Source organism: Bacillus sp. AP50 (assembly GCF_040492675.1).
In the GTDB taxonomy this organism is placed as follows: domain Bacteria; phylum Bacillota; class Bacilli; order Bacillales; family Bacillaceae_G; genus Bacillus_A; species Bacillus_A cereus.
Map to the genome: position 1 here is coordinate 1 of NZ_JBEUTW010000020.1, position 20631 is coordinate 20631.

A 20631-nucleotide genomic window follows, 5' to 3' on the forward strand; every position below is an offset into this window, starting at 1 on the left:
ATGCATCACATGTGATGCATCTCTTTTTAGAGTTATAAATTAAAAGCATTTGCTAGTAAGCGATAAGACTTTAATTTATGTTCAAATTGATGGGTAATCGTGACAATCATAAATTCGTCAGTATTGTATGCTTTGCTTAAGTTTATTATTTTTTCTTTTACAGAAGACGGATCACCAACAATCATACGTTGACGATTTTCTTTTATACGGAATAAATCATAAGCACTGTATGAATAATTTTGAGCAGTTTCAATAGAAGGTGTACCAGTAGTTCGTTTTCCTTGCTCTAATAATAAGATTGATAGATCTAAACTAGAAGCAATTTTTTCCGCTTCTTCATTTGTTTCTCCGCATATAACAAAGATGGCAACGATTGAATTAGGCTTATCTCCTAAAAATGAAGGCTCATATTGTTCTTGGTAAGCCCTCATAACTTCAGGGCCTCCGAAGCCGTTAATAAATTGTGCAAATGCGAAAGAAGCTCCGTTGTTTGCAGCAATTTTAGCGCTCTCTCCGCTAGAACCGAGCATCCACATTTCAGGAGACGTTGGGATAACTGGAGTGGCTTTTAAGTTTGCATAGTGATGGTTTTCTGGTACTTGATCATGTAAGTACATTGCAACGTCTGCAATTTGTTCTGGATATTGATCAAGTGAGACCATTTTCCCTTCTTGAAGTGCGCGAGTTGCTATTGGCATACCACCAGGTGCTCTACCAACACCGAGATCGATGCGGTTCGGATACAATGCTTCTAGAACACGGAAATTCTCAGCAACTTTATATGGGCTATAATGCGGTAACATAACACCACCTGAACCGACTCTAATACGGTCCGTTTTTGCGGCAATATGAGAAATAAGTATTTCTGGACTTGAACCAGCTAAGCTTACGGAATTATGATGTTCGGATACCCAAAAACGTGTGAATCCGAGTTTTTCAACTTCTTGTGCAAGCGTAACTGTATGTGAAAAAGCTTGGGCTGCTGTGCTACCATCTGAAATAGGTGATTGGTCTAATACACTTAACTTGATCATAGAATATACCTCTCAATCTTAATGTACATCCTATTATATATTTACTTATGAAAAATGCGTAGTGAAATGCTCAAAATGAAAAGCGGATAATCTTATTTCCGCTTTTAACGAGAAAATCCGCGTTCATAATGATTCATTTCGACTAGATTTAAAATATATTCATAGTTGTCAATTTCACGCTTTAGTTGTTCACGTTCTTTTTCAGATAGTGTCATATTGCTAAGTTTTTTACATAAGTTTTGTTTCTTTAATTCTAAATGTTTTTTTGTAGCATCGTAGTCATAAGTATGTTTCATTTTTAACCACTCCTTCTTTGTAGTTGCTATATTATACGAAGTATAAAGAAAAGTGAGATCTGTCTCTTATGTACTTTTAGTGAATATTCAAATTGCAATGGTGTTATGTTTATGGGGATTTATGAATAAAATGCACTAAACCACTAACGTCCATTTGATGAAGTAAGGGGTGGAATTGTGCAGAAAGATATAATGTATAACACTGAAATGGATGAAGCGTTAAAAGTTATAGATAAAGGATTGAAGAAGACGATAAGCCCAAAACAGATTATTGTAGTGGGAGCTGGTATGGCTGGGTTAGTTTCAGCATCTTTATTAAAGGCTGCAGGACATGATGTGAAAATTTTTGAAGCAAATAACCGGGTAGGTGGCCGTATAGAAACAGTGAGAATGGAAGATACCGGATTATATTTAGATGTTGGAGCAATGAGAATTCCGTATTCGCATACATTAACGATGGCATATATAAGAAAATTTGGGCTACAGGTGAGTCCTTTTATTAATAGGAATGAGACGGATATTATATACGTAAATGGACGGAAAACGACGTTAAAACAATATGAAAAAGATCCAAGTATTCTAAAATATCCTGTGGAAATGAATGAAGTTGGAAAAACGTCAGAGGAATTATTATTGTTAGCGGTACAGCCCATTATAAATTTTATAAAAAAGAACCCAGAAAAAAATTGGGATATTGTTGTAAAGGATTTTGGGAGATACTCTACTGGACAATTTTTAAAGTATCATCCTTATCAGTATAATACTTACTTTTCGCCAGTAACAATTGAGATGATTGGTGTTTTATTAGATTTAGAAGGTTTTTTGGAACGGTCGTTTGTAGAGACTTTACGCTTTCTATACATTATGCAAGAGGAGAGCGGATTTTGTGAAATTGTGGGCGGGAATGATAGATTGCCAAAGTCATTTTTACCGCAATTAGAAGAGAATATTATATATAATCAAAAATTAATGAAGTTACATCAACACGATAATGGTGTGACAGCTTTCTATCGGAACGAGGAAACTTTTGAATATAGTAGTATTACAGGAGATTTAGTTATTGTTACCATTCCGTTTTCGACAATGCGTTTTGTAGAAGTAGATCCGTTTGATTCTATATCTCATGAAAAATGGAAAGCAATTCGTGAATTACATTATATGCCTGCGACGAAAATAGGAATTCAATTTAAAAGCCGATTTTGGGAAGAACAAGGACAATTAGGTGGCAGAATTATAACAGATTTGCCAATTCGTTATGCCTATTATCCAAGTTATGGAATTGGGGGGGGAGGACCGGCTATGATGTTAGGTAGCTATACATGGTCTTATGACGCGTTGTTATGGGATGGTTTATCAAAAGGGGATCGTATTTATTACGCATTACACAACTTAGCAACAATATTAGGTGGTCAAGTGTATGATGAGTTCATATCTGGAATTTCAAAAAGCTGGACATTGGATCCGTATGCGCTTGGAGGATTTGCACTTTTTCAAGCAGGTCAAGAATCTGAGCTGCAACCAGCGATTGTCAAACCAGAGGGGAGAATATTCTTCGCTGGAGATCATACAACGCTATATCATGGATGGATTCAAGGTGCGATTGAATCTGGAATTCGTGTAGCGGTGGAAGTGAATGAGTAAAAGGTTTTCAATTCAGAAAATTCTTTACTATATAACTTGAGATGGATATTATTATATATAAAAGAAATATAGGGAGTGTTTACAGTGAATCCGTTATTATTCGATTTTCCTTCTGAATTTTATACTGACAGGCTTTTTATTCGAATGCCGAAACCAGGAGATGGTAAAGTTGTATATGATGCAATTCAGGCTTCAATACAAGAACTAAAACCTTGGATGGTGTTTGCACAAAAAGAGCAAACAGAGCAAGAAGTAGAAGAAAGTATTAGAAAATCACATATTCAATTTTTGCAACGTGAGGATTTAAGATTACTAGTATTTTCGAAAGAAACAGGTGAATTTATTGCTTCAGCCGGATTACATCGTATTAATTGGGATATACCCCAATTTGAAATCGGATATTGGATTGATACAAGGTTTAGCGGAAAAGGCTATATGGTAGAGGCTGCGAAAGGTATAACGGATTACGCTTTTTCTGAATTGAAAGCAAACCGTGTAGAAATTCGTTGTGATTCTTTCAATAAGAAGAGTAGAGCGATACCTGAGAAATTAGGTTTTAAGTTAGAAGGTACGTTAGAAAGTGCGAGTGTTGCGGTAGATGGAAACGGATTAAGAGATATGTGTGTATTTGCCATGACTAGAAATACATATGAAAAAGAAGAGCTGTAAGAAAACAGCTCTTCTTTTTATGCATTATGGTACAGGATGTCCATTAGAGCTTTCGAAAATTGTAAACCATTGTTGACGGTCTAAGTTAACTTTTGTAGCAAGAGCGGCAGTTTTTACGCGATCTAATTTACCAGAGCCAACGATTGGCATCATATTAGCTGGATGAGCAAGTAACCAAGCATACATAACTGTATCGATACTAGAAACACCTAGCTCAGTAGCAACTTTTTGCACAGTTTCACGTACACGTACGGCGCGTTCTGATTGACCAGTAAAAATCTCCCCACCAGCAAGAGGTGACCAAATCATTGGATTGATTCGTTTTTCTTGGCATAAATCAATTGTCCCTTTTTCAAAATGCTCAAGCTGCAATGCAGAAACTTCAATCTGGTTCGTAATAAGTGGGAAATCTAAGTACGAACTTAACATATTAAATTGTGAAGGTAAGAAGTTAGATACACCGAAGTGACGAACTTTCCCTTCTTGTTTTAATTGTGAAAATGCTTTTGCCACTTCATTTGGATCCATAAAAGGATCGGGACGATGAATAAGTAATACGTCAATATAATCTGTATGTAAATTTTTAAGTGATGCTTCTACACTTTGCATAATATGCTCTGCACTAGTATTGTAGTGAGCAACATATCGCTCTGGAAATTTCGGTGATGGGGGAGCGATTCCACACTTTGTAATAATTTGCATGTTTTCTCGTAAGGAAGGCTTTAATTGTAAAGCTTCGCCAAATAACCCTTCACACGTATATGCGCCGTAAATATCAGCGTGATCAAAAGTAGTAATTCCCATATCCATACAATCTTCAATGAAAGAAAGTAATTCTTGTTTCGTCATATTCCATTCTGCTAAACGCCAAAATCCTTGAATAATACGAGAAAATTCTAGCGTTTCAGCCATTTGAACTCGATCCATTATAAGTACCCCCTTGATGAATAATAATGTTTTGAAAAGGCTTTCTTACTACATGTTATTATATAGTTAATTAGGTGTAGAGACAATAAATATGTTTTGCTACAAAAACGATTTTCTCTATATGCTATAATGTAGAAACATATAGCTATAAGGAGATGTACGAAATGATTCCAGTAACAATATTAACTGGTTTTCTTGGATCTGGGAAAACGACATTATTAAATCGTATTTTATCAGAAAATCACGGTAAGAAATTAGCGGTGATTGTAAATGAAATAGGGCAAATTGGCATTGATAATCAGTTGATTATGAATGTGGAAGAAGAAATTATGGAAATGACAAATGGCTGTTTATGCTGTACTGTACGTGAAGATTTACTCGTTGCTTTAAAACAGTTACTGGACGTAAAAGCGGAAGGGAAAATGGATTTTGATGGTTTAGTAATTGAAACGACTGGCCTTGCAAATCCAGGCCCAATTATTCAAACATTCTTTTTAGATCCAGTCATTCAATCTGCTTACCAAATTAACGGTGTTGTAACGGTAGTAGATAGTTATCATATACATAAACATTTTGAAAAAGGATTAGAAGCAAAAGAGCAAATTGCGTTTGCTGATGTCGTTTTAGTAAATAAATTAGATTTAATTGAAGAGAATGAGAAAGAAAATCTCTTGCATGAAATTCAAGGAATTAACCCGACTGCAAAGTTAATTGAGGCGACTAACTGTGAGGTAGATATACCATCTTTATTACAAATCCAAACGTTTAAAACGAAAGATACGTTGCAAATTTACCCTCATAAAGAACATAACCACTTAGAAGGTGTGAAATCATTTGTATTACGTGAAGAACGTCCGCTGGATTTACAAAAGCTTAATGAGTGGATGTCAGCTGTCGTTCAAGAGCTAGGGGAATATTTATATCGTTACAAAGGAATTTTATCGATAGATGGAGTAGATAAACGTATCGTTTTCCAAGGTGTACATACGTTATTTGCTGCTTCGTACGATAGAGAGTGGCAAGAGGGCGAAGAGCGAGTAAGTGAAGTAGTTTTTATCGGAAGAGATATTAATAAAGAGTGGTTCCAAGAACATTTCGAGGAGTGTGTGAAATAAGTCTGCGTAAATTGCAGGCTTATTTTTTATGAGCATTCTATTAGATTGCAAAACAGAATTAAATAAGGGGGAGAAACTAAAAATTGATAAATGTATAATAAAAAGCCTGTTTTCACAGGCTTGTATTTTCGTCTATTAGTAACTCCATTACAACACCTACAACTGGACCTTCATCATCAATATCCCCATTTAAGCGGAAACCAAATGATTCATACAGTCCCATTGCAAGTTTGTTGTCTGGATGTAAACTTAAGTAAATTATTTTGCATTCAAATTTTTCTTGTAAGAATTGAATGAGTAAGCGAAGGAAACGTTTTGCGTATCCTTTTCCTTGATATTGTTGGTCAATCATAAAGCGATCGAGCCATACACTTTTATGTTTTACTGAATACCATCCATACATTGCGTATCCTACAAGTGTTTCTCCATCATATAAACCTACTGACGTTCCGTTTCCTTCATATAATGATTCTGCTAAAGAAAACGCGTTACTTTCAATAAATTGTTGCTGATCTTTTGCGACGTCTAAAGCAACTACTGAACGCCAATTTTTTGCTGTTACTTCACAAATGTGAAGATTCATAATTCCAACTCACCTTCTAAATTAATATAGCTTTAAAGCTAATATGGATAATTTTACTTGTTATTTTGGTCAAGTCAAGGATAAATACATAAAAAGGCAGCTGAATAACAAATTCAGCTGCCTAGAAAGTGTAATGGATTAGTTTGTTGCTTCTTTCAATGTGTTTACGTTTTCTTCCATTAAAGTAAAGTAATCTTTATTATTTTTTGCATCATCTTCAGAAATAGTAGCTAAGTGATTTAAGCGTAAAACTTTTGTACCAGTTTCTTTTTGAATTACGGATGCTACTTTTGGAGTAGAGAATGTTTCGAATAAAATATATTTTAGATTATGTTCTTTTACTGTTTTTGTAATGTCAGCAAGCTGCTTTTGAGATGGTTCATCAGAAGCTGAAATTCCAGCGATAGGAATTTGTTTTAGGCCGTATCGTTGTTCCCAGTAACCATAGGCAGCATGAGAAACTAAAATTTCTTTCGTTTTTGCGTTCGCTACAGCTGCCTTAAATCCATCGTCTAAATCAGTAAATTTAGTTTGAAGTGCTGCAAAGTTTTTTTCGAATTCTTGTTTATGTTCAGGTTGTAATTCTACAAGTGCATTTTTAATTTTTTCTGCCTGTTTCATTGCTAGAGTAGGATCTAACCAAACATGCGGGTCTTTATCGTGATGATGTTCATCTTCTTTATGGCCATCTCCATGATCATGATGTTCTTCTTCAGTAGAAGCACGAAGCTCAATACCTTTAGATGCATTTACAATTTTAACATTTTCTTTTTGTAATGTTTTTTCCATTTTTTCAGCAAATGGTTCTAATTCAGCGCCGTTATAAACAAATAAATCGGCTTTTGCAACTTGTACCGTTTGTTTTTGACTTGGTTCAAATGTATGTGAATCTGCACCAGGTGGGTAAATCGCTTCAACATTTACATAGTCGCCACCGATTTTCTTTGCGAAATCAGCAAGTGGGAAAATCGTTGTATAAACTGTTAGCTTTCCATCTTTCTTGGCATTACTTTCTTTTTTATTTGAGCAGCCAGCGAAAATTAAGGTAAAAATAAGTAAGAATGAAAATATAGTCAATCTTTTAGGCATGAAGTTCTCCTCTTTTCTTTTTTACGGATATATTTTCCCCAATAATAGAAGAAAAATATCATTTTAATACAAAACGGAATAATTACGTTTTAGTTTGCGAACTTAGTATAATACATCTTTAATAAAGTTGCAATAAATAATAATCATTCCGATTTGTTTTTGTTATAAAGTTGTCAAATATAGGGGTATTATTTTTGCAAATGCATGCATATGTGACAACGCTGTTTTCATATATTGAAAAGGAGGTAAAGAGGGGGATGAGCGCTTGGGTTACTTAATGGAAGCTATTTTATTAATATTAGCGGTAGTATTGCCATTATCTTTCGTATTAATTTTTTTAAGAAGATTAATAAGTAATTTAGGGGACGCTACAACAATAACGAAATTACAAGAGAGAGATGAGAAAAAAGAGTGAGTAAAGCACTATGCGTACGCATAGTGTTTTACTTGTGGTAAAATAAGAGCAGGAAACTCCTAAAGGTTGTATTTTACTAAAGGAGAGAAAAGTAAAATAAGAGGTATATGCATATATGAATAAGCGAACAGCGTTAATACTCGGTGCAAGTGGTTTAGTTGGACAAGAGATAACGCGTCTATTACTTGAATCAGATTACTACGATTCGGTTACTATTTTTGTAAGAGAGCCAATGCAATTGCAACATGAGAAGTTACAGCAGAAACAAGTTGATTTTTCGGTATTAGAGGAATATAAAGAGTTCTTTGCTGTGGATGATGTTTTTAGTTGCTTAGGAACAACAATAAAAAAAGCAAAAACAAAAGCAAATTTTAAAAAAGTAGATTATGAATATACGTTACGAGCTGCTTGTTTAGCTGAAAAACAAGGGGTACAAAATTTCCTTGTCGTGTCTTCTATGGGAGCGAATCCTAAATCATTCTTCTTTTATTCACAAGTGAAAGGAAAAATGGAAGAAGAATTGCAAAAGTTAGTGATTGGTGGTATTCACATTTTTAGACCATCATTATTAGTAGGAAATCGACAAGAATTTCGTTTCGGCGAACGAATGGCTGAAAAGTTATCTCGTATTATTCCGTTTATCTTTAAAGGAGCTTTCAAAAAATATAAACCAATTTCAGCTAAAGATGTGGCGAAAGGGATGTATATAACCGCGCTGCGAGAAGAATCGGGTATCCATACTTATAATTCAAATGAAATTACAACGATAGAATAAATAAAACCGAGAAGAATGACTTCTCGGTTTTATTTATTCGTATGAATTTTTCCTGGTGCTCGCTTATATTGGTGAGGTTCTTGCAATTCAAAGCCAAGTTCATTGGCCGCTATTCTCGGAAAATACGGATTGCGAAGTAATTCACGTCCGATAAAAATTAAATCTGCTTCGTTATTATTTAAAATTTGCTCTGCTTGTACTCCGGTCGTAATTAATCCAACTGCACCAGTTGCAATGTTAGCATGCTCTTTAATATGTTTAGCATATTGTACTTGATAACCAGGATACACATCAATATGTGCTGGTACAACTGCGCCAGAACTACAATCGATTAAATCTATTCCCTGTTCTTTCATCCACTTTGTATACTGAACGTAATCTTGAACTGTTAGCCCGTCAGGATGATAATCATTTGCTGAAATACGGACAAATAACGGTCCGTCCCAAACTTCATTTACAGAGTCGATGATTTCGCGTAAGAAACGATAGCGGTTTTCAGGTGAACCACCATATTCATCAGTCCGCTTATTGGAAAGCGGAGAAAGAAATTCATTAATAAGATAACCGTGAGCACCGTGTATTTCAATAACATCAAATCCAGCTTGTTTTGATCGTACTGCAGCTTGCTGAAAAGCTAATACAGTATCTTTAATTTGGTGTTTGCTCATTTCTATTGGCATTTTCATTGTTTCATTAAATGGAATGGCTGAAGGAGCTAACGCATCTGTTTCTAATTCTGCTTTTCTTCCGGCGTGAGCGAGTTGAATGGCAGCTTTTGCACCATTATCATGTATAAAAGTAGTCGTTTTATGTAAGCCTTCAATTAGGTTGTCATCCCAAATGCCTAAGTCTTTATTTGAAATTCGACCTTCAGGTAACACGGCTGTTGCTTCAATCATAACTAAACCAACTTGACCGGCAGCTCTTGTTCCATAATGAATGAGATGGAAATTCGTTACTTGGCCATCCCCGTTTTCCGATGAATACATGCACATAGGTGACATAACAATCCGGTTTTTTAATGTAACGTCCTTAATTGTATAAGGTGAAAAAAGTTCGGAATTCATCCAATAGCCTCCTAGATTGAATTTTCTTACATTGTATCATTCTCTTTTTTGTTTCTCTAATAAAACGCTTATACGAAAAATTTTGTATATTCGTGTTACAATGACTAATATGAACTGAATTGGAGGATGGCATATGTACCAGGCTTATTATGAAAGCGAAGTAGGTTTGCTTGAAATTACAGCGAATCAAGAAGGAATTACGTCTGTTATATTTGTTGATGAACGACAAGAAGAAAATAAAAATGAAATGATAGAACAATGTATAAATGAGTTAGATGAATATTTTAAAGGGAAAAGAAAAGAGTTTACGGTCCCGCTGTCTGCGGAGGGAACAGCATTTCAAAAAAATGTATGGGATGCACTTTATACTATTCCATACGGCGTAAGTGCTTCATATTTAGATATTGCAGAGAAAGTTGGAAATACAAAAGCTGTACGGGCAATAGGAGGGGCAAATAGTCGGAATCCAATTTCAATAATTGTTCCATGTCACCGTGTAATAGGAAAGAGTGGAAAGCTTGTTGGATATGCTGGTGGTTTATGGAGGAAAGAGTGGTTATTAAAACACGAAGGTATTTTGAAATGACGTATGGATGGGAAGAGGGATTGTTTTGAAATGTATAAATTGTGGGCAACCTTGCGAGGAGGAACAGTTAAATTGTGCAAGTTGTCAGCGAAACTTGGATAATGAACAAGAGGAAGGTAGCTCGTTAATAGATAAAGAACTAGAAGTATATGTAGGGAGACAATATCCGTATTACAAAAGGAAATGGGAACTTGAGAATAAGCGGATTGCTAGGTGGAGTTGGAATGGTTGGGCTGCTATTTTCAATATAGGCTGGCTAGGATATCGTAAGTATTATGTACCAGCTGCTTTATTTATGTTGTTATTAGTAGCGTGTGATGCATTTTCGTATTATATGGGATTTAATGTAGCGTTGCCAATCATTAATATGGTGCCTCTTACGTTTTTATTACTCATTTTTATTCTGTTTGGAATGGGGATTTTTGCAAATGGATTATACTATCAATTTGCGGAAAGACGTATATACCGAATAAAAGCAAGAGAAATAAAAGATAAATCAGTTGAAAACTATCTAATCAATGATAGCGGCGGAACGAGCAAAATGGGAGCGACAATTGTTACTATTTTAGCAGTTGCTAGTATATTTTTTAGTCATTTCTTTTTTCCGACTGATCGAGACGTTATTCAAAAGGTTCGTACAAGCTCGCTTTATGAATATCCTTTCTTTTCAATAGGTGAATCTTTCGAAAATTATTTTCAAAATTCAGGTTGGATATATTATCGTGGAACGGAAGGGTTAGAATTAGTAGAATTCCAAGGATATAACACCGGAACGCCAAGACAAAAGGTGAAGATTCAATTTGTTGTCGATTATAAATTAGGTGAAGTGGAACCATACTCATTTATGGTTAATGGTGAATCTAAAACTGAAGAAGAGTTTTTGAAGCTGATGGAAGAAATATTTAAAGTTCAAAATCCATTTGATATAGAGGATGGATTACAAGTAAATGCTATTCAAGAAAGCGGCTGGAAAGAAATTTCCGATCGCTTTTTTCTATGTTTGTTAAAATAAATATTTAAAATAATCAGAATCTTTTGTATAATGAAATATATTATATAGGATTTAACTTATACATATAGATTGGGGGAAGGAAGAATGAAGAGAAAGACAACAACAATTGCTGCACTTGCGTTAACGACGAGTGTATTGGTTGCAGGATGTGGGAATGGTGAGAAGGCTTCGACAACGAAGAAAGAATCGAATAAGGGAATGGCCGATAAACAAGTTTTAAATTTGCTAGAAACAGCTGAAATTCCTTCAATGGATACATCTAAATCAACGGATTCTGTATCTTTCCGTGTATTTGTAAATGCAATGGAAGGTTTATATCGTCTAGATAAAGATAATAAACCAACACCAGGTATGGCAAAAGATGTGAAGATTAGTGAAGATAAAAAGACATATACATTTGAATTACGTGATGCGAAATGGTCAAATGGTGATCCAGTTCGAGCACAAGATTTTGTATATGCATGGCAACGTACATTAGATAAAGCAATAGCGGCAGAATATGCATTCATTTTATTTGATGTGAAAAATGCACAGAAAGTAAATAAAGGTGAATTACCAGCAGATCAATTGGGTGTTAAAGCGAAGGATGATAAAACGTTGGTAGTAGAATTAGAGCAACCAGCACCTTATTTTCTTGAGCTTACGTCGTTCCCTACATTTTTCCCATTAAATGAAAAATATGTGAAAGAGCAAGGAGATAAATACGGATTAGAAGCAGATAAATTAGTATATAATGGACCATTTACAATGAGTCAATGGAAACATGAACAAAATTATCAGTTAAAGAAAAATCCTAATTATTGGGATAAAGATACTGTAAAGTTAGACGAAATTAATGTAAGTATTGTGAAGGAAACAAGCACGGGAGTAAATTTATATGATAGTGATCAAGCAGATCGAGTTATTTTAACTTCTGAATTTGTTGATAAATATAAAAAGAATAAACCAGATGAATTTAAAACGAAGTTAGATCCACGCATATATTTCTTACGTTTTAACCAAAAAAATGCAACATTTAAAAACCAAAAAGTACGTGAAGCGATTGATTTAGCATACGATAAAAAAGGAATTGCTGATGTCATTTTAAATGACGGTTCATTGCCAGCATATTTCTTAGTACCTGAAAAATTCACGACAGGTCCGGATGGAAAAGATTTCCGCTCTGTAAATAAAAACTTCCGTGATAGTAAAGATAACGCAGAGAAAGCAAAAAAATTATGGGAAGAAGCGAAGAAAGAGCTTGGTCAAGATACAATTACGGTTGAATTACTAAACGATGATAACGGTAGCCGTAAAAAAGTAGGCGACTTTATTAAGGAAGAACTAGAGAAAAACTTGCCTGGTATTAAAGTGAATTTGAAACAGCAACCATACAAACAGAAGCTAGATTTAGAAAAGAAATTCCAATATGAATTCTCATTATCTGCATGGAGCCCTGATTATCCGGATCCAATGACTTATATTGATATGTTTGTTACTGGAAGCTCATTTAATGAAATGGATTATTCTAATCCGAAGTATGATGATTTAGTAGCGAAATCAAAAGGAGAGCTATTAAAAGATGATAAAGCACGCTGGAATGCACTTGCGGAAGCTGAAAAAATCTTAATTGGTCAAGACGCAGCAATTTCTCCTACGTACCAACAAAGTACAGCTTATTTAGAGAAGCCATTTGTAAAAGGCATTGCTAACCATACGTTTGGCGGGGACTTCAGTTATAAATGGGCATATATTACAAAAAAATAGTATAATAAAAGATGAGTGAATTTTCGCTCATCTTTTATTTGTATAAGGAGGAATTATAGTTGTTAAGGGGAATCAATCACATTTGTTTTTCGGTATCTAATTTAGAAAACTCTATTATGTTTTATGAAAAAGTATTAGAAGGAGAATTACTAGTTAAAGGAAGAAAATTAGCTTATTTTAACATATGTGGAGTATGGATAGCGCTTAATGAAGAGACGCATATTCCGAGAAATGAGATTCATCAATCTTATACGCACATTGCATTTTCTGTTGAACAAGAAGACTTTAAATGTCTAATACAGCGATTAGAAGAAAATGATGTTCATATTTTACAAGGAAGAGAACGTGATGTAAGAGATTGCGAATCTATATACTTTGTTGATCCTGACGGTCATAAATTTGAGTTTCACTCAGGGACACTGCAAGACCGTTTAAATTATTATAGAGATGAGAAACCTCATATGACATTTTATTAGGGAGGGATAGCATTTGCATGCACTTGTAATTGGTGGAACAGGAATGCTAAAGAAAGTTTCTATGTGGCTTTGTGAGAAAGGATTTTATGTTTCTATTATCGGGCGAGATGAAGTGAAATTAGAAAATGTTAAGCGAATGAGTTCTGCACCAGAAAATATTACATGCCTTTCGTTAGATTATCATAATGATGAAGATGTAAAGCTAGCTATTAAAAGTACAATTAAGAAAAATGGCCCGATCACATTAGTTGTTGCATGGGTACACACAAGTGCAAAGCATGCACTATCAAATATTTGTAAAGAACTAGATTTGTCGTCTAAAACATATAGTTTATTTCATATTTTAGGTAGTAAAGCATCACGTATGCCTGCACAAAAAATAGGGAGTACGCGATGTATTTATCATAGAATTATTTTAGGTTTTATTTTAGAAGATACATATGGAAGATGGCTTACTCATGAAGAGATAGCTGATGGAGTTATAAAAGGGATTGAAAGTAAACGAGCGGAGTGGATTGTAGGGAGAGTTGAACCGTGGGAATTACGACCAACATGGTGAGGGGGAGTAAGAAATGAAAACAACTATATATGTAACAAGGCATGGTGAAACAGAGTGGAATGTAGCGAAGCGAATGCAGGGACGGAAAAATTCTGCTTTAACTGAAAATGGTATAGTTCAGGCGAAACAATTAGGGAATCGAATGAAAGATTTACCAATCCATGCGATTTATAGTAGTCCGAGCGAAAGAACACTTCATACGGCAGAGTTAATAAAGGGGGAACGTGATATACCTATTATAGCGGATGAGCATTTCTATGAAATCAACATGGGTATATGGGAAGGACAAACAATCGCGGATATAGAAAAGCAATTTCCAGAAGAAGTACATCTGTTTTGGAATGAGCCACATCTTTTTCAGTCAACATCAGGCGAAAATTTTGAGGCCGTTTATGAAAGAGTAATTGAAGGGATGCAGCTTCTTTTAGAGAAGCATAAAGGACAAAACATATTGATTGTTTCTCATGCGGCAGCAGCAAAATTACTTGTAGGGCATTTCGCGGGAATTGAAATAGAAAATGTGTGGGATGATCCATTTATGCATAGTGCCAGTTTGAGCATAATAGAATTTGAAGAGGGTATTGGTAAAGTGAAACAATTTGCAGATATAAGTCACTTTCAATAAATGTAAAAAAGGCCGCAAAACGGCCTTTTTTGGGTGGTATAAAAACTAGCAGTTACGTTTTTTATACCAGAAGTGATCGAATTTCTTATTTTTGCAAGATGGGAATTTATGTCCGCCTTTGCAATCATTCCATTTGTGTCCGCTATCGTGACAGTCTTTACCATGATCACATGAATCATCGCAAGAGTGACCGTGTCTGTTAGGGAAGAATTCGCATTTTTTACAGAAACTTCGTTTTGTCCAGAAAAATTTCTTTTCAAAGCGTATGCATTTTGTAATGAATGTACAATGTTTTCTGCGAGTACGTTTTGTAACTAATACGCATTCTTTTCTACGCGTTACTTTCGTAACGAACGTCCATTTTTGAACACGTACACGTGTACATTTCGTAACAAATGTCCATTTTTTTACATGCGTACATTTTGTAACGAACGTACAATGTTTCACGCGAGTACATCTTGTTCTAGGACATTTACCCCCAGTTGTACATTTACATCCAGTTGTACAATGATGATGAGTGAATTTATCATCATCGCACTCAAATGTACTTGGATCTTGGTGTAAGAAATCCTCCATCCCAGCACTTTTGATTTCTTCGACAGCTTTTCTAATATCACGTTTCATAGAAATCCTCCTTATCATGTATTAAAGTGAAAAGGTATTCTTTTTCCTTAACATGATATGTATGTAGGCATCTTTCTGAACAGGACAAGAGTGTAATTTTATATAAATAGATGATTGCGGATGTATGGACAAGACAAGGCGCATACATTGAATGAAGAGAACTGAGAAGGGATGAGAAAACATGCTGCCTTCATATGATTTTTTTGTTCATCCAATGTACTTAGTGGAATTGAAAAAGGACATTTGGTCAGATAGTCCAGTACCAGCAAAATTGACTTATGGAAAAAAGAAGTATGATATTGATATCGTATACAGAGGAGCTCATATTCGCGAATTTGAGAAAAAGTCTTATCATGTTATGTTTTATAAGCCTAAAAAATTTCAAGGTGCGAAAGAGTTTCATTTGAATTCGGAGTTTATGGATCCGTCTCTCATACGAAATAAATTATCTTTAGATTTTTTTCATGATATTGGTGTACTTTCGCCAAAATCACAACATGTATTTATAAAAATTAATGGTCAAATTCAAGGTGTGTATTTACAGTTAGAATCGGTTGATGAAAATTTTTTGAAAAATAGAGGATTACCGAGTGGTTCTATTTATTATGCGATAGATGATGATGCGAATTTTTCATTAATGAGTGAACGAGATAAAGATGTTAAGACAGAGCTCTTTGCGGGTTATGAATTTAAATATTCGAATAAAAATAGTGAAGAACAGCTGAGTGAATTTGTATTTCAAGCGAATACTTTGACGAGGGAAGCCTATGAAAAAGAGATTGGGAAGTTTCTACATGTAGATAAATATTTACGATGGTTAGCAGGAGTTATTTTTACGCAAAACTTTGATGGTTTCGTTCATAACTATGCACTATATCATAACGATGAAACAAATTTATTTGAAGTTATACCGTGGGATTATGATGCGACTTGGGGGCGAGATGTACAAGGGAGACCACTTAATCATGAATATATTCGCATTCAAGGGTATAATACGTTAAGTGCAAGATTGCTAGACATACCTGTATTTAGAAAGCAGTATCGAAGTATTTTGGAAGAAATATTAGAAGATCAATTTACAGTTTCGTTTATGAGGCCGAAAGTAGAAGGGTTGTGTGAATTGATTCGTCCATATTTACTACAAGATCCATACATGAAAGAAAAATTAGAAACATTTGATCAAGAGGCTGATATGATTTATGAATATATAAATAAGAGAAGAAAGTATATACAAGACCACTTACATGAATTGGATTAATTTTGAAAGAGATTGAAACGTTATCAATCTCTTTTTTTTGTATAATAAAGATGTATCAATAAAAATGAAGTAATATATTTGATAGAGAATGGGGATGCGGATATATGACGATTAAATGGATTGATTGGGTAAAACAAATACAATCTATAGCTCAAGCAGGTTTAACGTATTCTAAGGATGTGTATGATATTGAACGTTTCCAGCAATTACGAGATATTTCTATTTCAATGATGTCACATTACACGAAAACAGATTGGGAAATCGTAGAGAAGTTATTTGCAAGTGAGACAGGCTATCAAACACCTAAAGTTGATATAAGAGCGGTTGTTTTTCAAAATGAAAAGTTATTATTTGTGAAAGAAAAAAGCGATGGGAAATGGGCATTGCCAGGTGGATGGGCTGATGTCGGTTATACGCCAACCGAAGTTGCAGCAAAAGAAGTTTTCGAAGAGACTGGTTATGAGGTAGATCATTTTAAGTTACTAGCTATATTTGATAAAGAAAAACATCAACCATCTCCATCGGCGACGCATGTATATAAGATTTTCATTGGATGCGAGATTATTGGTGGAGAAAAGAAAACTAGCATTGAAACAGAAGAGGTGGAGTTTTTTGGTGAAAATGAATTGCCTAATTTATCAATTGCTAGAAATACAGAAGACCAAATTAAAGAGATGTTTGCCTACATGAAAGACCCGCAGAAAGAGAAATTAATAGATTAATCCTGCTTGAATTGTACATATTGTTAAAATGAAGATATTGGCAGATTGCAGCCTTTATGTAATAATGGGATGGTATGTGAAGAAAAAAGGAGATAAAAAAGAACATGTTAGCAAACATAATAGATCAGTTATTGCAATTTTTTGCAAGCTTAGGTTACTTTGGAGTAGCTCTTGCTTTAATGATTGAAGTAATCCCGAGTGAAATTGTACTTTCGTATGCTGGCTTTTTAGTAGCGAATGGTAAAATTAGTTTTGTGGGTGCAGTTATCGCCGGAACGATTGGTGGTACTTTAGCGCAAATCTTTTTATACTGGCTTGGATACTACGGAGGGCGTCCGGTTGTAGAGAAATATGGGAAATATCTACTTATTAATAAACATCATTTAGACATAGCGGAAGGTTGGTTTAAGCGTTATGGAGCAGGCGTAATATTTTCTGCGCGCTTTATCCCAGTAGTACGTCATGCGATCTCTATTCCAGCAGGACTAGCTAAGATGCCATTAAAACTATTTACACTTTATACGGTTGTAGCGATCATTCCATGGTCAATTCTATTTATATACTTAGGTGAAAAACTTGGTGGGAATTGGCGACAAATTAAAGAGTATGCATCTGATTACACACATTACATAATTATAGGAGCTGTTCTTTTTATTGCTCTATACTTTGGTTTAAAGTATTTCAAAAAGAAAAAAGCAGCGCGTTAAAGTCAATGATTTTTCATTGGCTTTTTTATTTGTTTCGGTTCTAAAGAAAAGGAGTTGTCCATAATGTGTAATAATAAAGCGTAGCGGAGGAATGTGATGAAAGGGTCACCGTTTATACGTGGAACGATATTTTTAACGATGGCAACGATGATATCAAAAATGTTAGGGTTTATATATGTTATACCATTTACAGCGATGGTCGGTACGAGTGGTTACGTTCTATACACATATGCATATCGTCCTTATACCATCATGCTCAGCATAGCAACAATGGGATTACCGCTAGCTGTTTCAAAGATGGTATCAAAATATGATCAACTGAATGATTATCATACGGTTAAGAGAGTGTTGAAAAGTGGAATCGTGTTTATGTTTATAATGGGAGTCATTTCGTGTTTTACGTTATATATGCTAGCTCCGCATTTAGCTAAACTTGTCATCGATGGGAATGATCAAACGGGGAATAGTGTAGGAGCGGTTACTACTAATATTCGAATTGTAAGTTTTGCGTTAATACTTGTGCCAGTAATGAGTTTATTAAGGGGCTTCTTTCAAGGATTCCAATCGATGGGGCCTTCTGCATTAAGTGTAGTTGTAGAGCAATTTTTTCGTGTTTTAACCATTTTAATAGGAAGCTTTGTCGTTTTATATGTTTTAAAAGCTTCTGTTTCACTAGCAGTTGGTATTTCAACGTTCGGTGCCTTTATGGGAGCTGTAGGTGGATTAACTGTTTTAAGTGCGTATTATATGAGAAGGAGAAGGCACTTAAAGAAAAAAGAAATGGCAAGTATACCACAAACAACGAAATCTTTTTTCTCACTTTATAAGGAGCTCTTTACATATTCTATTCCTTTTGTTGTAGTAGGCTTAGCAATTCCGTTGTATCAGACGATTGATACATTTACAATTAATAAACTACTTATACAGATAGGGTATATGCAAGGCGAAGCGGAAAAAATTAATGCGATAATTGGCCTTGTTCAAATGGTTGTGCTTATCCCGGTATCCGTTGCGACAGCTTTTAGTATGTCTCTCGTACCAGAGATGACGAAAGCTTATACAGCAGGAAATACGAAGCTATTGTACAAACATTTTACGAGAACAAATGTATTAGTAGTAGCGATTACGGTACCGGCGGCAATTGGAATGATGGTGTTAGCCAAGCCTGTATATACCCTTTTATTTGGTGCTGGAAATGATCCAGAGATGGGGAGAATCATTTTACAGTATTATGCTCCTGCTTGCATACTATTTTCTCTTTTTACAGTAACGGCTGCTATGCTACAAGGAATCAATCAACAGCAGAAGACGGTGCTAGGACTAGTGATTGGAATTATTGTGAAGATAGTTTTAAATATTGTATTGCTTCCGTATTTCGATTATGTAAGTTTTATCATTTCAACATACGCGGGCTATACGATTTCAGTCGGGTTTAACTTGTGGATGCTTTCTAAATATGTTATAAAGGCAACATAAGCTTTTAAGGCAGAGAGCACTCTGTCTTTTTCTATGTTTATCCCGCTCTAACGGGCAGTAAGATCCTCATCTCAAAATTCAGCGAAAGAAAAGAAGTTTGGTTGGGGGCGGGCAGCCTGTAAAAGCCCGATTGGTGAGGGCTGAAAATCAGTGGGGGGGATGAAGCCCCCACTGATTAAAGTTTCACTTTATAATATTTTTCTTATAAAAACGTTTTCAAAATAATTTTTCTATTGAAATTTAAACGTATGTTTCATATGCTGAGAATGGCGGTTTAAAAACTGTGATTTAAGAGAGGTAGATTCCTACATGTAAAAAGAATCGGGGTGATAGTATGTTAAATATATATTTAACAGACCGAAACGGAAAACTACAAGAGATTGAGGAAATGCAAAAGGGGTGCTGGATTAATGTACTTCATCCAACAGAAGAAGAAATTCAATATCTAGTACAAACTTTAAATGTAGACTTAGATTTCATTAAAGACCCTTTGGATGATGAAGAACGCTCTCGTATTGAAAAGGAAGACAATAATACTTTAATTATCGTCGATATTCCGACAGTTAGACATGACGAAGAAGGAAATTCGATTTATGACACGATTCCAATAGGTATGATTGTGATGCCGGATTGTTTTGTTACAATCTGCTTAGAAGAGAATCCAATTTTTGAACGTTTTATTAATCAACGTATTAAAGAATTTTATACGTTTAAGAAGACGCGCTTTGCACTTCAGCTCTTATATACAATTTCTACTTATTATTTAAGATACTTAAAGCAAATAAATCGAAAAACAATTGATTTAGAGCATCAATTAAATCAGTCAATGAAAAATAAAGAGATTTTCACATTGTTAGGCCTTGAGAAAAGTTTAGTATACTTTACAACGTCATTAAAGGCTAATAAAATTGTAATTCAAAAGTTAATGCGTAATAGTACATTTTTAAAAATGTATGAAGACGATCAAGATTTATTAGAAGATGTATTAATTGAAAATAAACAGGCTATTGAAATGGCGGAAATATATAGTCACATTTTAAGTGGAATGATGAATACTTTTAGCTCCGTTATATCAAATAATTTAAATAGTGTTATGAAACTGTTAACGTCAATTACGATCATTTTATCTTTACCGACGATGGTTTCTAGTTTCTTTGGAATGAACGTAAAGGTTCCGTTTGAAGGAGAAGCCCACGGTTTTGTAATTGTACTCATCATATGTGTAACAC

Annotated in this window: 23 protein-coding genes; 16 read left to right on the forward strand and 7 right to left on the reverse strand. The window is 34.7% G+C overall.

Annotated elements, in window-relative coordinates:
- Positions 1–32 precede the first annotated feature (32 nt).
- Both ABWK52_RS02425 and ABWK52_RS02430 read right to left on the reverse strand, forming a co-directional pair.
- Positions 33–1034, reverse strand: coding sequence for an LLM class flavin-dependent oxidoreductase (locus ABWK52_RS02425; protein ID WP_000594041.1), 1002 nt, complete (start codon positions 1032–1034; stop codon positions 33–35).
- A gap of 104 nt (positions 1035–1138) precedes the next feature.
- Positions 1139–1330, reverse strand: coding sequence for a DUF3896 family protein (locus ABWK52_RS02430; protein WP_000683359.1), 192 nt, complete (start codon positions 1328–1330; stop codon positions 1139–1141).
- 177 nt (positions 1331–1507) lie between these two features.
- On the opposite strand from ABWK52_RS02430, the gene ABWK52_RS02435 reads away from it, so the two are divergent.
- Entirely contained in the window at positions 1508–2971 is a 1464-nt protein-coding gene (locus ABWK52_RS02435; RefSeq protein ID WP_141537357.1) for a flavin monoamine oxidase family protein, read from the forward strand.
- Positions 2972–3055: 84 nt separating this feature from the next.
- Positions 3056–3640, forward strand: a complete 585-nt coding sequence (locus ABWK52_RS02440; RefSeq protein ID WP_001068749.1) for a GNAT family N-acetyltransferase — start codon at positions 3056–3058, stop codon at positions 3638–3640.
- 24 nt (positions 3641–3664) lie between these two features.
- Here ABWK52_RS02440 and ABWK52_RS02445 read toward each other — a convergent pair whose 3' ends face one another.
- Positions 3665–4567 (reverse strand): aldo/keto reductase, encoded by a 903-nt coding sequence (locus ABWK52_RS02445; RefSeq protein ID WP_000376358.1) that lies wholly within the window; start codon positions 4565–4567, stop codon positions 3665–3667.
- Between the two features lie 164 nt (positions 4568–4731).
- Between ABWK52_RS02445 and ABWK52_RS02450 the strand changes: the two genes are divergently transcribed.
- Complete coding sequence (locus ABWK52_RS02450) at positions 4732–5682, forward strand: CobW family GTP-binding protein (protein WP_000613422.1); 951 nt, start codon at positions 4732–4734, stop codon at positions 5680–5682.
- Positions 5683–5794: 112 nt separating this feature from the next.
- Here ABWK52_RS02450 and ABWK52_RS02455 read toward each other — a convergent pair whose 3' ends face one another.
- The gene (locus ABWK52_RS02455; RefSeq protein ID WP_001048677.1) at positions 5795–6265 is read right to left on the reverse strand and encodes a GNAT family N-acetyltransferase; all 471 of its coding nucleotides are present in this window, start codon (positions 6263–6265) and stop codon (positions 5795–5797) included.
- 138 nt (positions 6266–6403) lie between these two features.
- Positions 6404–7354, reverse strand: a complete 951-nt coding sequence (locus ABWK52_RS02460; protein WP_001126151.1) for a metal ABC transporter substrate-binding protein — start codon at positions 7352–7354, stop codon at positions 6404–6406.
- A 265-nt stretch (positions 7355–7619) separates the two neighbouring features.
- Between ABWK52_RS02460 and ABWK52_RS02465 the strand changes: the two genes are divergently transcribed.
- Positions 7620–7769: a hypothetical protein gene (locus ABWK52_RS02465; RefSeq protein WP_000540932.1), complete on the forward strand. Its 150-nt coding sequence runs from the start codon at positions 7620–7622 to the stop codon at positions 7767–7769.
- Between the two features lie 115 nt (positions 7770–7884).
- Entirely contained in the window at positions 7885–8544 is a 660-nt protein-coding gene (locus tag ABWK52_RS02470; RefSeq protein ID WP_001042736.1) for an oxidoreductase, read from the forward strand.
- Positions 8545–8573: 29 nt separating this feature from the next.
- On the opposite strand, the gene namA is transcribed toward ABWK52_RS02470, so the two are convergent.
- Positions 8574–9611, reverse strand: a complete 1038-nt coding sequence (namA, locus tag ABWK52_RS02475; protein WP_087948423.1) for an NADPH dehydrogenase NamA — start codon at positions 9609–9611, stop codon at positions 8574–8576.
- A gap of 133 nt (positions 9612–9744) precedes the next feature.
- On the opposite strand from namA, the gene ABWK52_RS02480 reads away from it, so the two are divergent.
- The 6 genes from ABWK52_RS02480 (at position 9745) to ABWK52_RS02505 (ending at position 14615) form a co-directional block, all read left to right on the forward strand.
- Positions 9745–10197, forward strand: coding sequence for a methylated-DNA--[protein]-cysteine S-methyltransferase (locus ABWK52_RS02480; protein WP_000283913.1), 453 nt, complete (start codon positions 9745–9747; stop codon positions 10195–10197).
- A 7-nt stretch (positions 10198–10204) separates the two neighbouring features.
- A complete protein-coding gene (locus ABWK52_RS02485) occupies positions 10205–11209 on the forward strand; it encodes a DUF2628 domain-containing protein (RefSeq protein WP_002061181.1) in 1005 nt (334 codons plus the stop codon).
- An 84-nt stretch (positions 11210–11293) separates the two neighbouring features.
- Complete coding sequence (locus ABWK52_RS02490) at positions 11294–12955, forward strand: peptide ABC transporter substrate-binding protein (RefSeq protein ID WP_000824273.1); 1662 nt, start codon at positions 11294–11296, stop codon at positions 12953–12955.
- A gap of 59 nt (positions 12956–13014) precedes the next feature.
- Positions 13015–13431: a FosBx1 family fosfomycin resistance bacillithiol transferase gene (fosB, locus tag ABWK52_RS02495; protein WP_000943769.1), complete on the forward strand. Its 417-nt coding sequence runs from the start codon at positions 13015–13017 to the stop codon at positions 13429–13431.
- Positions 13432–13444: 13 nt separating this feature from the next.
- A complete protein-coding gene (locus ABWK52_RS02500) occupies positions 13445–13990 on the forward strand; it encodes a short-chain dehydrogenase (protein WP_000543118.1) in 546 nt (181 codons plus the stop codon).
- A 13-nt stretch (positions 13991–14003) separates the two neighbouring features.
- Positions 14004–14615 carry a phosphoserine phosphatase 1 gene (locus ABWK52_RS02505; RefSeq protein WP_000858827.1) on the forward strand — a complete coding sequence of 204 codons (612 nt, stop codon included), beginning with the start codon at positions 14004–14006 and terminating at the stop codon, positions 14613–14615.
- Positions 14616–14660: 45 nt separating this feature from the next.
- On the opposite strand, the gene exsB is transcribed toward ABWK52_RS02505, so the two are convergent.
- The gene (gene exsB / locus ABWK52_RS02510; protein WP_000817498.1) at positions 14661–15239 is read right to left on the reverse strand and encodes an exosporium protein ExsB; all 579 of its coding nucleotides are present in this window, start codon (positions 15237–15239) and stop codon (positions 14661–14663) included.
- A 181-nt stretch (positions 15240–15420) separates the two neighbouring features.
- Between exsB and cotH the strand changes: the two genes are divergently transcribed.
- From cotH to ABWK52_RS02535, 5 genes are all read left to right on the forward strand, one after another.
- A complete protein-coding gene (gene cotH / locus ABWK52_RS02515; RefSeq protein ID WP_000937999.1) occupies positions 15421–16497 on the forward strand; it encodes a spore coat protein CotH in 1077 nt (358 codons plus the stop codon).
- Between the two features lie 104 nt (positions 16498–16601).
- On the forward strand, positions 16602–17219 hold the full coding sequence (locus tag ABWK52_RS02520) for an NUDIX hydrolase N-terminal domain-containing protein (RefSeq protein ID WP_000153576.1): 618 nt from the start codon (positions 16602–16604) through the stop codon (positions 17217–17219).
- Between the two features lie 104 nt (positions 17220–17323).
- On the forward strand, positions 17324–17926 hold the full coding sequence (locus ABWK52_RS02525; RefSeq protein ID WP_000880691.1) for a DedA family protein: 603 nt from the start codon (positions 17324–17326) through the stop codon (positions 17924–17926).
- 96 nt (positions 17927–18022) lie between these two features.
- On the forward strand, positions 18023–19402 hold the full coding sequence (locus tag ABWK52_RS02530) for a putative polysaccharide biosynthesis protein (protein ID WP_000678847.1): 1380 nt from the start codon (positions 18023–18025) through the stop codon (positions 19400–19402).
- 334 nt (positions 19403–19736) lie between these two features.
- Positions 19737–20631 (forward strand): magnesium transporter CorA family protein (locus ABWK52_RS02535; RefSeq protein ID WP_353771870.1); only part of this gene is annotated, 895 nt, incomplete at its 3' end.